This window comes from Pseudomonas sp. PB105 (assembly GCF_009764655.1).
Lineage (GTDB): Bacteria > Pseudomonadota > Gammaproteobacteria > Pseudomonadales > Pseudomonadaceae > Aquipseudomonas > Aquipseudomonas cyclaminis.
The window spans coordinates 117667-131193 of sequence record NZ_RWIO01000039.1 but is presented as its reverse complement, the minus strand read 5'-3'; the positions used below and the strand labels follow the sequence as shown (position 1 = coordinate 131193).

Sequence of the window (13527 nt, the reverse complement as noted above, 5' to 3'; positions counted from 1 at the left end):
CTAACAGCGTCGGCGATGGAAGCAACCACTCAAGGTTTTGCTGGATGTTTGTACAGTTGATTTGGTGCTGGCCCCGAACCAGGCCCAGCGCCTAGACTTTATCGATCTTCAGCACAGGAATAGCCCGTGACCACCATTTTCTGGTACGACTATGAAACCACCGGCATCAACCCGCGCAGTGATCGACCGCTCCAGGTAGCGGGGATTCGTACGGATCTCGAACTCAACGAGGTCGGCCCGCCGGTCAACATCTACTGTCAGCCCGGCGACGATATCCTGCCCCATCCCGCCGCGTGCGCGATTACAGGGATCACCCCCGCCATACTGGCCGAAAAGGGCCTGGCCGAGGCTGATTTCATGACCCGCGTACATGCCGAACTGGCAACTCCGGGAACATGTGGTGCCGGCTATAACACATTGCGGTTTGACGATGAAATGACGCGCTACAGCCTGTATCGCAACTTCTTCGACCCTTACGCGCGCGAATGGCAGGGCGGTAACAGTCGTTGGGACTTGATCGATGTGGTTCGCACCGCCTACGCCCTGCGTCCGGAAGGCATCGACTGGCCGCAGCAGGACGGGCGTGTGACCCTCAAGCTTGAACGTTTGACGGCTGCCAACGGCATCGATCATGGGCAGGCCCACGATGCGTTATCCGACGTGCGCGCCACGATCGCCCTGGCTAGATTGGTGCGCGAGAAGCAGCCAAAACTGTACGACTGGCTGTTTCAATTACGCAGTAAACAGCGAGTGATGGACCAGGTGCGCCTGTTGCAACCAATGGTGCACATATCAGGGCGGTTTTCCGCCGAGCGTCATTACCTTGGCGTTGTCCTGCCCTTGGCTTGGCATCCGCGCAACCGCAACGCGTTGATTGTCTGCGACCTTGGCCTGGACCCTCAGGGGCTGCTTGACGCTGACGCCGCCACCTTGCGCCAACGCCTTTACACCCGTCGTGATGACCTTGCCGAAGGTGAGTTGCCGGTGCCGCTGAAGCTGGTGCATATCAATCGCTGCCCAGTTGTCGCGCCCTTGAACGTATTGCGGGTCGAAGATCGTGAACGCCTGCAATTGGATATGGACATTTATCAGGCGCGGGCGCTGCGGCTAACTGACGCACAGGAACTGTGGCGCGATAAGTTGGCGGTCATTTATGCCGACGAAGATTTTTCAGGGAATACCGACCCGGAACAGCAGCTTTACGACGGCTTTATTGGCGATCGTGATCGACGCTTATGTGAACAAGTCCGGATGGCAGAGCCCGAGCAATTAGCAAGACAGCAGTGGCCTTTTGATGATCATCGATTGCCGGAATTATTATTTCGCTACCGAGCGCGTAACTTCCCCGATACGCTGAACAGCGAGGAGCTACAACGCTGGAAACTTTTCTGTCAGCAACGTTTGTCCAGCCCTGAATTTGGCGCACCCAATACCCTTGAGGCATTTAATCAGGCGCGGCAGGAGTTGGCTGTTAGTGCGACGCCGTTGCAGCAGCAGGTGCTGGTGCAGTGGCAGGAATATGCCGATGCTTTAGCGGCCCGTGTGAATCTGTAATTAGGTTGTGCAGAATTGACGGCCAATAAAAAACGCCAGCAAGCTGGCGTTTTTAATGTGTTGCGTATCAGGCGCAGGCCTGGCAAAGCTTAGCCCAGCAGGGTAGCCCAGCCTTCAACCACGTCACCGCCCCACTTGGCTTTCCACTCTTTCAGCGTTTTGTGGTTGCCACCTTTGGTTTCAATCACTTCGCCGTTGTGCGGGTTTTTGTATTGTTTGACCTTGCGAGCACGCTTGGTACCGGTAGTTTTCACGGCGCCACGAGGTGCTTTAACTTTCGACTCTGGATCCAGCAGCGCGATGATGTCACGCAGGGATTTGGAGTATTCACCCATGAGGGTGCGCAGTTTGCCTTCGAATTCCAGCTCGGTTTTCAGCTTGTCGTCTTGGGACAGGTTCTTCAAACGGGCTTGCAGCTCTTTGATAGCTTCTTCGGTGGCACGGTATTCGTTGATCAGAGACATGTGGACTACCTTATGTAGAACGCTGATTGACAGGGACAGTGGCCCAATAATAGTCAGGCAGTTTCCCCAAGTAAACATTTAGGTCGCATTTATGTGAATTACTTTGAATGTTTTTAGCACACCTAATGCAATCGAGTTAATTATCACGGTGTAAACCTAAAGATAATATTGCTGACATCAGGGAACAGCCTTGGGGGCACAGTAAATTCATAGTAGCGGTGGTAATCCTTGGGTTGGCGAGGGGGAGGTCACGGGCAGGTGAACAGAATAAGCGCTAACGAATACTGCAGTTTTCCTGCGTAATCGCTAGAATGGCGGCCTTTGCGAAGTTCTGGAGTTTCCCCCTAATGCGCACTTTTCGGCTGGTGATTGCTTGCCCGGACCGGGTCGGCATCGTTGCCAAAGTCAGTAATTTTCTGGCCTCCCACAACGGTTGGATCACCGAGGCGAGCCATCACTCGGACAATCTCAGCGGTTGGTTCTTCATGCGTCATGAAATCCGTGCCGACACGCTGCCCTTTGGCCTTGAAGCTTTTCGCGAGGCCTTTGCGCCAATCGCCGAAGAGTTTTCGATGACCTGGCATATCACCGACACCGAGCAGAAGAAGCGCGTGGTGTTGATGGCCAGTCGCGAATCTCACTGCCTGGCCGACTTGCTGCACCGCTGGCACAGTGATGAGCTGGACTGCGAGATCGCGTGTGTAATCTCCAACCATGACGACCTGCGCAGCATGGTCGAGTGGCACGGGATCCCGTACTACCACGTGCCGGTCAACCCACAGGACAAGGAGCCGGCGTTCGCCGAGGTTTCTCGCCTGGTCAAGCAGCATGAGGCTGATGTTGTGGTGCTGGCGCGCTACATGCAGATCCTGCCGCCGGAACTGTGCCGCGAATACGCCGGCAAGGTGATCAACATTCACCACAGCTTCCTGCCGTCATTTGTGGGGGCCAAGCCATACCACCAGGCGTCCCTGCGTGGCGTGAAGTTGATTGGCGCAACCTGCCATTACGTCACCGAAGAGCTGGACGCCGGTCCGATCATCGAGCAGGACGTAGTGCGCGTCAGCCATAGCGACAGCATTGAGGACATGGTGCGCTTCGGCCGCGATGTCGAGAAAATGGTGCTGGCCCGTGGCCTGCGTTACCACCTGGAAGACCGCGTGCTGGTACACGGCAACAAGACTGTCGTGTTCTGATCAAGGCGTTCTGATTGAAGAATGAAGGGCCTGGGCGTTAAATCGCTGCAGGCCCTTTTTCTTTGTGTGCCATTGAGGATTGACCGATGAGTGACCCACTGGACAAAGCCACCTCCAAAGCACCTGCGACATTGGGTGAAGGGTGCTTGAGCCGGTACGATCCGGATGACCTGGACAGTGAAGACGGCACCGAATTTCCGGGTGCCGCCGAGCTGTGGGAGCGTGAGCAGGCCAAACCGGATCCCGCTGCTGAATAAAGCAGATCAGATCCGGAAGCTGCCCACCAATTGTTTCAACCGTGCCGCCTGCTGTTCCAGGTCGGTGCACGCGCGCAGGGTGGAGTGCAGGTTTTCCACGCCTTCCTGATTGAGGGTGTTGATCTCGGTGATGTCCATGTTGATTGACTCCACCACCGAGGTCTGTTCCTCCGTGGCAGTCGCCACCGACTGGTTCATGCCGTCGATCTCGCCAATGCGTTGAGTCACGCTGTTGAGGCGCTCACCCGCCAGGTTGGCAATCTCTACGCTGTCATGGCTGTGGCGCTGGCTGTCGCTCATGGTGCTGACCGACTCCCGCGCGCCGACTTGCAGTTCCTCGATCATCTTTTGTACTTGTTGCGCCGATTCCTGGGTTCGGTGCGCCAGGTTGCGCACTTCGTCGGCGACGACCGCAAACCCGCGTCCGGCTTCACCGGCACGGGCCGCTTCGATGGCAGCGTTCAACGCCAGCAGGTTGGTTTGCTGGGAAATGCTGGTGATCACTTCGAGAATCTGGCCGATGTTCACGGTCTTGCTGTTAAGCGCTTCGATATTGCTGCTGGAGGCGCTGATCATTGCAGACAACTGAGTCATCGCCTTGATATTGCGCTCAACCACCTGTTGACCGTCTTCGGCCAAGTGCCGTGCATCGCTGGCCTGGTTGGAGGCCTGCGCGGCGTTGCGTGCGATTTCCTGGGCGGCGGCGCCCAGCTCGTTGATGGCGGCAGCCACACTGTTGGTGCGGTTGGCCTGTTCGTCAGAGTTGACCATCGACGAGTTGGACGCGCTGACCACCCGCAGTGCCACTTCATTCACGTGCTCGGTGGCCGAGGAAACTTCGCGAATAGATGTGTGAATCCGCTCTACGAAGCGGTTGAAGGCATTACCCAGGATGCCGAATTCATCGTGGTTCTGGATGGTCAGGCGGCGCGTCAGGTCACCTTCGCCGTCGGCGATGTCCTGCATGGCACGGGTCATCACATGCAGTGGTTGCAACAAGACACGAATCAGCATGCCCAGCAAGGCAATGATGATCACCACGGCAATGATCGTGGCGATCACCGCCGAGGTGCGGAATTCGCTGAGCATGGCGTAGGATTTATCTTTATCCACCGAAATACCCAAGTACCAGTTCACCGACGGCAGGCCTTTGATCGGTGTGAAGGTCACGATGTTGTCCTTGCCGTTGGCTTCGACTTCACTGAAGTCGCCACTGATCTTCGGCGTATGTTTTGGATACACATCGGCCAGGGTTTTCATCACCAGGTTTTTGTCCGGGTGTACCAGCACTTTGCCGTCGGCGCTGACCAGGAACGCATAGCCCATGCCGCCGAAGTTCAGCGCGCCAATGTTATCCACCAAGGTTTGCAGGCTCAGGTCACCGCCCACCACGCCAATGCTCTGGCCGCCTTTGGCGCTGGGGGTGGCGATGGAAATGATCAATTGCCCGGTAGCGGCATCAATGTACGGCTCGGTCAGGGTCGAGCCGTTGCTGTTCTGGGCGCCCTTGTACCAGGGGCGAACCCGTGGGTCGAAGCCGTCCGGCATCTTGGTGTCGGGGCGAATGGTGAAAGCCCCTTTGCTGTCACCCACGTAGGTCGCCATGAAGGAGGATGTCAGGCTTTTCTGTTCCAGCAGGCTGGCAACGGTCGAAGGCTCAGGGTTGATGGCGATGTTTTGTGCGGCGTTTTCCACCAGCGCAATGCGCCCGGTCAGCCAGGTCTGAATGTTGCTGGCGGTGACATCGCCCATTTCGTGAAGGTAATTGTTGAGGTCGTCACGGATAGCGTTACGTTGCAGGTAGTCGTTGTAGAGGGTGAACAGGGCAAAGGCCGCGATGACGATAAGGGAGGCTGCAAGCAGGATCTTGTGGCTGAAGCGCAGATTTTTATTCATAGCTTGAAGGGTCCGCTAAGGTCTTAATATCCGAAGCGCGTCCTTGTGGAACACGCGAAAGGGTGGCGTAAAAAAAGTTTGATATTTCCGTTGGTCCCTGTAGGAACTATCTGAGCGATTTTTAGACTTTATGGGTCTCACATCTTTCTTATCGACCTGGCGACACTAAAGCTTAACCATGGGTGACGAAATGCCTGATTCCACGCAACTCCTAATCGGTGCCGGTCTTGATGGCCAGCCCATTGCCCAGGCCATGCGCCTGGCCAACCGCCACGGGCTGATCGCCGGCGCCACGGGCACCGGCAAGACCGTCACGTTGCAACGCCTGGCTGAAGCCTTCAGTGATGCGGGCGTGGCGGTATTTGCGGCGGACATCAAAGGTGACCTCTGTGGCCTGGGTGCCGCTGCCAATCCACAGGGCAAGGTGGCCGAGCGTATTGCCGGAATGCCTTTCCTTAATTACACGGCCAAGGCGTATCCCGTTACGTTGTGGGATATCCACGGGCAGTCCGGTCATCCGTTGCGCACTACCATCAGTGAAATGGGGCCGTTGTTGCTGGGCAGTCTGCTGGAACTGACTGACAGCCAGCAGTCGGCCTTGTACGCAGCGTTCAAGGTGGCGGATCGCGAAGGCCTGTTGCTGCTGGACCTCAAGGACCTCAAGGCACTGCTCAACCATCTACGCTATCACCCGGAACTGCTCGGTGAAGACGCGGCGCTGATGACCACCGGTTCCAGCCAGGCGCTGTTGCGGCGCCTGGCTGTCTTGGAACAGCAGGGGGCGGAGGCGCTGTTTGGCGAGCCGGCCCTGCAGCTTGAAGACATCTTGCAGCCCACGGCTGACGGGCGTGGGCGCATCCACTTGCTGGACGCCAGCCGCCTGGTGCATGAGGCGCCGAAGGTGTATGCGACCTTCCTGCTGTGGCTGTTGGCGGAGTTGTTCGAGCAGTTGCCGGAGCGCGGCGACGCGGATAAACCACTGCTGGCGCTGTTCTTCGACGAGGCACATTTATTGTTTGCCGACACGCCCAAGGCATTGCAAGAGCGCCTGGAGCAAGTGGTGCGGCTGATTCGTTCCAAAGGCGTGGGTGTGTATTTCGTCACTCAATCGCCGGGCGACCTGCCGGACACTGTGCTGGCGCAACTTGGTTTACGGGTGCAGCACGGCCTGCGGGCGTTCACCACGAAAGAGCAGAAATCCCTCAGGGCGGTAGCGGACGGTTTCCGGCCCAACCCGACATTCGATGCCTTGTCAGTGTTGACCGAGCTGGGCACGGGTGAGGCGTTGGTGGGTACGTTGCAGGAAAAAGGCACGCCGGAAGTCGTCCAGCGCGTACTGGTCGCGCCACCGCAATCGCGGATCGGGCCGCTCAGCACGGCGGAGCGCGCCGCACTGGTGGCGAGTTCGCCGTTGCAGGGCCGCTATGACAAGCCGATTGATCGGGAGTCTGCCTATGAAGTGCTGATGGCGCGTAAGGAACTGGGTCCCACGGAAGAGGCCAGTCAGCCTGCCGAGGAGCCCAGCTTCACGGACAAGGCGGGTGCGTTCCTCGGAACCGCCGCAGGCAAGGCGCTGAAATCAGCCATGCAGCAGGCAGCCAATCAGATGGGGCGCCAATTGGTACGGGGTTTGTTGGGATCTTTGCTGGGCGGCAGCAAGCGCAAATAGCGCTTCAGGCCTTGGGCTTGCCATGGGCGGCCAGGCGCTCAAGCGCGGCGCGCAAGCCTGGATCGCTGATGCCGTCGGCCGTGGCCTGAATAGTCTCGGCCGCATTTTCCGACAGGTCCATAGTATGGCCGGCTGCCCCTTGCTGCACGGTCGGTGGTTGCACCTTGAACTGGATGCGGGTCAGGCTGGCGAACTCATCGAATGCCATCAATTGACGCTGCAGACGTTTTTGCTGATAGCGCAACCGGGTGGCCCAATGACCGTCGGTGACAATTAACAGCAAATTACCCTCACGCCACGACGCTACATGGCAGTGCTCGCGGGCGGCGGGTTGCAGTTGGCTTTCGAGCAGGCGTTGCAGGTGGCCCAAGCGTTGCGCATGGCCAAAGATGGCTTTCAACGGCTTGGCTTCGCGAAGCAACACGCTGGGTGCGCGGGCTGTAAGAGGGCGAAATGCCATGATTGGACACCTTAAGTAACAGAGCGGCCATCTTAGCAGAATGCGTCTGCGCGGCCCCGGACAATGCATTGCCGGGGGGTTTCCCATGAAATCAATCGGCTCCATGGGTTGAAGTTCGCGCAAAAGCCCTTATTTTAAACAAGCCCTCTCACAGCACCATGCCAGCGTCGGGGAACAACGCCACTTTCCTCACCCACGATTCCGGGTAGAATGCGCGTTCGCATGCGGCCGTGAGGGCTGCTCGGGCCACTCACGGTGCGCCCTCCATCCCTATGTGTGGAAGAACCTGCCGATATGTTTGCGCCTTTGTTAAAGAAACTTTTTGGAAGCAAGAATGAGCGCGAAGTCAAACGCATGCTCAAGACGGTGCAGCTGGTCAATGCCTTCGAAGAGCAGATGGTTGCCCTGTCGGACGAGCAATTGCGCGCCAAGACCCAAGAGTTCAAGGCCCGCATAGCTAAAGGTGAAACCCTCGACAAGCTGCTTCCCGAAGCCTTTGCGGTCGCCCGTGAAGCCGGTAAGCGTGTCATGGGCATGCGCCACTTCGACGTCCAGTTGATCGGCGGCATGACCTTGCATGAAGGCATGATTGCCGAAATGCGTACCGGTGAAGGCAAGACCCTGGTAGCGACCCTGGGTGTTTACCTCAACGCACTGTCCGGCAAGGGCGTGCACGTTGTGACGGTGAACGACTACCTGGCTCGCCGGGACGCCAACTGGATGCGCCCGCTGTATGAATACCTCGGCCTGACCGTTGGTGTGGTCACACCGTTCCAGCCGCCGGAAGAGAAGCGCGCTGCCTACGCGTGCGACATTACCTACGGCACCAACAACGAATTCGGTTTCGACTACCTGCGCGACAACATGGCGTTCAGCATGGATGAAAAATTCCAGCGCGAACTCAACTTTGCCGTGATCGACGAAGTCGACTCCATCCTCATCGACGAAGCTCGTACCCCACTGATCATCTCCGGCCAGGCCGAAGACAGCTCGCGCCTCTACACCGAGATCAACAAGTTGATCCCGCGTCTGGAGCAGCACATCGAGGAAGTGGAAGGCGTGGTGACCAAAGAAGGTCACTTCTCCATCGACGAGAAGACCCGTCAGGTCGAACTCAACGAGGCGGGTCACCAGTTCGTCGAAGACATGCTGACCCAGATCGGCCTGCTGGCTGAAGGCGAAAGCCTGTACTCGGCGCATAACCTGGGCCTGCTGACCCACGTGTACGCCGGCCTGCGCGCCCACAAGCTGTTCCATCGCAACGTTGAATACATCGTGCAGGATGGCCAGGTGGTACTGGTCGACGAACACACCGGTCGTACGATGCCGGGTCGTCGTCTGTCCGAAGGCCTGCACCAGGCTATCGAAGCCAAGGAAGTGCTCAACATCCAGGCCGAAAGCCAGACGTTGGCCTCTACCACCTTCCAGAACTACTTCCGTCTGTACAACAAACTGTCCGGCATGACCGGTACAGCGGACACCGAAGCGTTCGAATTCCACCAGATCTACAGCCTGGCCGTGATGGTGATTCCACCGAACAAGCCGCTGGCACGTAAAGACTTCAACGACCTGGTGTTCCTGACCGCCGAAGAGAAGTACGCGGCGATCATCAACGACATCAAGGACGGCCTGGCCCAGGGCCGCCCGATCCTGGTGGGTACCGCAACCATCGAGACTTCCGAGCACGTGTCCAACCTGCTCAACAAGGAAGGCATCGAGCACAAGGTCCTCAACGCCAAGTTCCACGAAAAAGAAGCAGAGATCATTGCCCAGGCCGGTCGCCCAGGCGCGCTGACCATCGCCACCAACATGGCCGGTCGTGGTACCGACATCCTGTTGGGCGGTAACTGGGAAGTGGAAGTGGCGTCCCTGGACAACCCGACTCCTGAGCAGATCGCCCAGATCAAGGCTGACTGGCAGAAGCGCCACCAGGCCGTGCTGGAGTCCGGTGGCCTGCAGGTGATTGCGTCCGAGCGTCACGAATCGCGCCGTATCGACAACCAGCTGCGTGGTCGTGCCGGCCGTCAGGGTGACGCCGGTTCCAGCCGCTTCTACCTGTCCCTGGAAGACAGCCTGATGCGCATCTTCGCCTCGGATCGGGTGAAGAACTTCATGAAAGCCCTGGGCATGCAGTCCGGTGAAGCGATCGAGCACCGCATGGTGACCAACGCCATCGAGAAGGCGCAGCGCAAGGTTGAAGGCCGTAACTTCGACATTCGCAAGCAACTGCTTGAGTTCGATGACGTCAACAACGAACAGCGTAAAGTGATCTATCACATGCGTAACACGTTGCTGGCCGCCGACAACATTGGCGAGACCATCGCCGATTTCCGCCAGGACGTGCTCAACGCCACCGTCAGCGCACATATCCCGCCACAATCCCTGCCAGAACAGTGGGATGTTGCCGGTCTGGAAGCCGCGTTGAAGAGCGACTTCGGTGTCGACCTGCCGGTCCAGCAATGGCTCGACGAAGACGATCACCTGTACGAAGAGACGCTGCGCGAGAAGCTGATGACCGAGCTGCTGGCCGCGTACAACGAGAAAGAAGAGCAAGCGAGTGCCGAAGCACTGCGCACCTTCGAGAAACAAATCGTGCTGCGCGTGCTGGACGACCTGTGGAAAGACCACTTGTCGACCATGGACCACCTGCGTCACGGCATCCACCTGCGTGGCTACGCCCAGAAGAACCCGAAGCAGGAGTACAAGCGCGAGTCGTTCACGCTGTTCTCCGAGTTGCTGGATTCGATCAAGCGCGATTCGATTCGTGTGCTGTCCCACGTTCAGGTGCGTCGCGAAGACCCGATCGAGGAAGAAGCCCGCCTGCGTCAGGAAGCCGAAGCACTGGCGGCGCGCATGCAGTTCCAGCATGACGAAGCGCCGGGTCTGGAGGCACCTGAAGTGTTGGGTGAGGAGGTCGATGTGGCCTTGGCTCAGGCTCCGGTTCGCAATGATCAGAAGCTGGGCCGCAACGAACTGTGCTACTGCGGTTCGGGCAAGAAATTCAAACACTGCCATGGCCAGATCGAATAAGATTTTCGCCTGACGCTGCAATACCCCGCGCCGCGACCGGCCTCTGCCGTCGCGGCGTTTTGCCATTAATTTCACCGTCGATTACGACGGCACAGACATCATCTATTTATAAGGAGCGCGTTCATGGCTGTTGGTCTTGGTCCTTTGCCCACATTGCACCCGGTTGCCGGTTTTGAGCTCGGTATCGCGTCGGCCGGCATCAAACGCCCGGGGCGCAAGGATGTGGTGGTGATGCGCTGTGCCGAAGGTTCGACCGTCGCCGGTGTGTTCACCCTCAACGCCTTCTGCGCCGCTCCGGTGATCCTGGCCAAGCAGCGCGTTGCCGGCACCATCCGTTACCTGCTGACCAACACCGGCAATGCCAACGCTGGCACCGGTGAGCCGGGTTTGGTTGCAGCAGCGCGTACCTGCGCCAAGCTGGCCGAGTTGACCGGCGTGGATGCCAGCCAAGTGCTGCCGTACTCCACCGGTGTCATCGGCGAGCCGCTGCCGGTGGAGAAAATCGAAGGCGCCTTGCAAGCCGCGTTGGACGACCTGTCTGTGGATAACTGGGCGGCTGCCGCCACTGGCATCATGACCACCGATACCCTGCCCAAAGGCGCGAGCCGTCAGTTCGTGCACGACGGTGTGACTGTTACCGTCACGGGTATCAGCAAGGGCGCGGGCATGATTCGCCCGAACATGGCCACCATGCTCGGCTACATCGCCACCGACGCCAAAGTCTCCCGCGACGTACTGCACAGCCTGATCCTGGATGGCGCCAACAAATCGTTCAACCGCATCACCATCGATGGCGATACCTCGACCAACGACTGCTGCATGCTGATCGCCACCGGCCAGGCCAACCTGCCGCAAATCACCGAGGCCAGCGGCCCGTTGTTCGCAGCATTGAAGCAGGCGGTGTTTGAAGTCTGCATGGACGTGGCCCAGGCCATCGTGCGTGACGGCGAAGGCGCCACCAAGTTCGTGACGGTTGAAGTCAACGGCGGCGGCAATCACCAGGAATGCCTGGATGTCGGCTACACCGTGGCCCACTCGCCGCTGATCAAGACTGCACTGTTCGCCTCCGATCCGAACTGGGGTCGCATCCTCGCCGCCGTCGGCCGTGCCGGTGTGCCGGACCTGGACGTGAGCAAGATCGACGTTTTCCTCGGTGACGTGTGCATTGCCAGCCGTGGCGCCCGCGCCGAGAGCTACACCGAAGCCCAGGGTTCGGCGGTGATGCAGCAGGAAGAAATCACCATCCGCATTGAGTTGGGTCGCGGCGACTGCAGCGAAACCATCTGGACCACCGACCTGTCCCACGAATACGTGAAGATCAACGCGGAATACCGTACCTGAGCCTGGAGGATAAGCGCGGTGAAACGAGTGCATGTAGCAGCAGCGGTGATCCGCGGTGTCGATGGCAGGATCCTGCTGGCGCGCCGCGCCGATACTCAGCATCAGGGCGGTCTCTGGGAGTTTCCCGGCGGCAAGGTCGAGGCGGGCGAGTCCGTCGCTACGGCCTTGTCCCGCGAATTGCAGGAAGAACTGGGCATCCAGGTGACCACGGCGCGGCCGTTGATCAAGGTGCAGCATGACTACCCGGACAAGCAGGTGTTGCTGGATGTCTGGGAAGTCTCGGCCTTTACCGGCGAGCCCCACGGTGCCGAAGGGCAACCCCTGGAGTGGGTGGCACCTCGGGATCTGATCAATTACGAGTTCCCGGCCGCTAACGCTCCAATCGTTGCCGCCGCGCGCTTGCCCGCCGATTACCTGATTACCCCCGGCGAGCTGGAAACCCCGACCCTGTTGCGCGGGATTCAGAAGGCTATCGCTGGTGGCATCAAGCTGGTCCAACTGCGTGCGCCCAACGGTTACGACCCTAAATATCGCGACTTGGCGGTGGATGCGGTGGGGCTGTGTGCGGGCAAGGCACAGTTGATGCTCAAGGGACCGTTTGAATGGTTGGGGGATTTCCCTGCGGCCGGTTGGCACATGACCTCGGCCCAACTACGCAAATACGCGAGCAAGGGCCGGCCGTTGCCGAAAGACCGTTGGTTGGCGGCGTCCTGCCACAACGCAGAGGAACTGGCGCTGGCAGAAATGATGGACGTGGATTTTGTCACGCTGTCGCCGGTGCAGCCGACCCAGAGCCATCCAGATGCCCAGCCTTTGGGTTGGGAGCAGGCGGCGGAGTTGATTCGTGGGTTCAGCAAGCCGGTGTTTCTGTTGGGCGGGGTTGGACCGGCTGAGCGGGAACAGGCTTGGGAAGCCGGGGCTCAAGGTGTTGCTGGGATTCGGGCGTTCTGGCCTGAGGGGTGATGTTGTCCTGACTGGCCTCATCGGGGGCAAGCCCCCTCCCACCTTTGAATGCATTCACAAATCAAGGGTGGGAGGGGGCTTGCCCCCGATAGGGCCCTAAAGGTCACCCAAAAAACATCAGTGTGGCTTGGCGGCAGCTTGCCACAGCACTTCAGCCACACCCTGGCGCCTGGCGATCACTCGCGCCGCCACAAACAGCAAGTCCGACAGCCGATTGATATACGCCAGCCCCACGCCCTCCAACGGCTCCACTGCATTGAGGTGCTGACAACGTCGTTCTGCAGTGCGCGCCAGGCTGCGACATACATGGGCCTGGGCGATCAGCGCCGAGCCACCGGGCAGGATGAAGTTCTCCAGCGGCCCGACCTCGTCATTCCAGCGATCAATCGCGGCCTCCAGCCGATCCACTTCCGCTGCGTTCAACGCCTTGTACACCGGCATCGCCAGCTCACCGCCGAGGTCGAACAGTCGATGTTGGCAGGGTGCCAGCACCTCGATCACATCTTTCAGTTCTGGATGCTTGCCGCTCTGTTCTTCCAGCCCCGCCAGCAATAGTCCCAGCTGGCTGTTCAACGTATCGACTTCGCCGATGGCCTCCACGCGCGGGTGGTCCTTGGGCACACGGCGGCCGTCGCCGAGGCCGGTTTCGCCCTTGTCTCCGGTGCGGGTGTAAATCTTCGACAGGCGAAAGCCCATG

At 59.1% G+C, this 13527-nt stretch carries 11 protein-coding genes and 1 pseudogene; 7 read left to right on the top strand and 5 right to left on the bottom strand.

All coding sequences use genetic code 11. The features are described from left to right. The first annotated feature begins 126 nt into the window (after nucleotides 1–126). Nucleotides 127–1554, top strand: coding sequence for an exodeoxyribonuclease I (gene sbcB, locus EJD88_RS09520; RefSeq protein WP_158877833.1), 1428 nt, complete (start codon nucleotides 127–129; stop codon nucleotides 1552–1554). Between the two features lie 89 nt (nucleotides 1555–1643). Here sbcB and mvaT read toward each other — a convergent pair whose 3' ends face one another. Continuing rightward, entirely contained in the window at nucleotides 1644–2018 is a 375-nt protein-coding gene (mvaT, locus tag EJD88_RS09515) for a histone-like nucleoid-structuring protein MvaT (RefSeq protein ID WP_003175830.1), read from the bottom strand. 347 nt (nucleotides 2019–2365) lie between these two features. Here mvaT and purU point away from each other — a divergent pair, with 347 nt between their 5' ends. After that, nucleotides 2366–3214 (top strand): formyltetrahydrofolate deformylase, encoded by an 849-nt coding sequence (gene purU / locus EJD88_RS09510; RefSeq protein ID WP_015885632.1) that lies wholly within the window; start codon nucleotides 2366–2368, stop codon nucleotides 3212–3214. A gap of 86 nt (nucleotides 3215–3300) precedes the next feature. Then, nucleotides 3301–3471: a hypothetical protein gene (locus tag EJD88_RS27005; protein ID WP_177411569.1), complete on the top strand. Its 171-nt coding sequence runs from the start codon at nucleotides 3301–3303 to the stop codon at nucleotides 3469–3471. 6 nt (nucleotides 3472–3477) lie between these two features. Here the strand turns inward: EJD88_RS27005 and EJD88_RS27530 are convergent, their stop codons facing one another. Both EJD88_RS27530 and EJD88_RS27525 read right to left on the bottom strand, forming a co-directional pair. Then, nucleotides 3478–4242, bottom strand: coding sequence for a methyl-accepting chemotaxis protein (locus EJD88_RS27530; RefSeq protein WP_371926552.1), 765 nt, complete (start codon nucleotides 4240–4242; stop codon nucleotides 3478–3480). Between the two features lie 93 nt (nucleotides 4243–4335). Further along, nucleotides 4336–5367, bottom strand: a pseudogene (locus tag EJD88_RS27525) (cache domain-containing protein); the annotation flags it as partial. Between the two features lie 190 nt (nucleotides 5368–5557). Here EJD88_RS27525 and EJD88_RS09500 point away from each other — a divergent pair. Next, the gene (locus EJD88_RS09500; protein WP_158877831.1) at nucleotides 5558–7036 is read left to right on the top strand and encodes a helicase HerA-like domain-containing protein; all 1479 of its coding nucleotides are present in this window, start codon (nucleotides 5558–5560) and stop codon (nucleotides 7034–7036) included. Nucleotides 7037–7040: 4 nt separating this feature from the next. Here the strand turns inward: EJD88_RS09500 and EJD88_RS09495 are convergent, their stop codons facing one another. After that, nucleotides 7041–7496, bottom strand: a complete 456-nt coding sequence (locus EJD88_RS09495) for a DUF721 domain-containing protein (RefSeq protein WP_099585516.1) — start codon at nucleotides 7494–7496, stop codon at nucleotides 7041–7043. Nucleotides 7497–7790: 294 nt separating this feature from the next. Between EJD88_RS09495 and secA the strand changes: the two genes are divergently transcribed. The 3 genes from secA (at nucleotide 7791) to EJD88_RS09480 (ending at nucleotide 12830) form a co-directional block, all read left to right on the top strand. Next, the gene (gene secA / locus EJD88_RS09490; protein ID WP_099585515.1) at nucleotides 7791–10526 is read left to right on the top strand and encodes a preprotein translocase subunit SecA; all 2736 of its coding nucleotides are present in this window, start codon (nucleotides 7791–7793) and stop codon (nucleotides 10524–10526) included. Nucleotides 10527–10649: 123 nt separating this feature from the next. Continuing rightward, nucleotides 10650–11867, top strand: a complete 1218-nt coding sequence (argJ, locus tag EJD88_RS09485; RefSeq protein ID WP_099585514.1) for a bifunctional glutamate N-acetyltransferase/amino-acid acetyltransferase ArgJ — start codon at nucleotides 10650–10652, stop codon at nucleotides 11865–11867. Nucleotides 11868–11885: 18 nt separating this feature from the next. Further along, nucleotides 11886–12830: a Nudix family hydrolase gene (locus EJD88_RS09480; protein WP_112196608.1), complete on the top strand. Its 945-nt coding sequence runs from the start codon at nucleotides 11886–11888 to the stop codon at nucleotides 12828–12830. 117 nt (nucleotides 12831–12947) lie between these two features. Here EJD88_RS09480 and EJD88_RS09475 read toward each other — a convergent pair whose 3' ends face one another. Continuing rightward, entirely contained in the window at nucleotides 12948–13526 is a 579-nt protein-coding gene (locus EJD88_RS09475) for a cob(I)yrinic acid a,c-diamide adenosyltransferase (protein WP_099585512.1), read from the bottom strand. Nucleotide 13527: the final 1 nt, after the last annotated feature.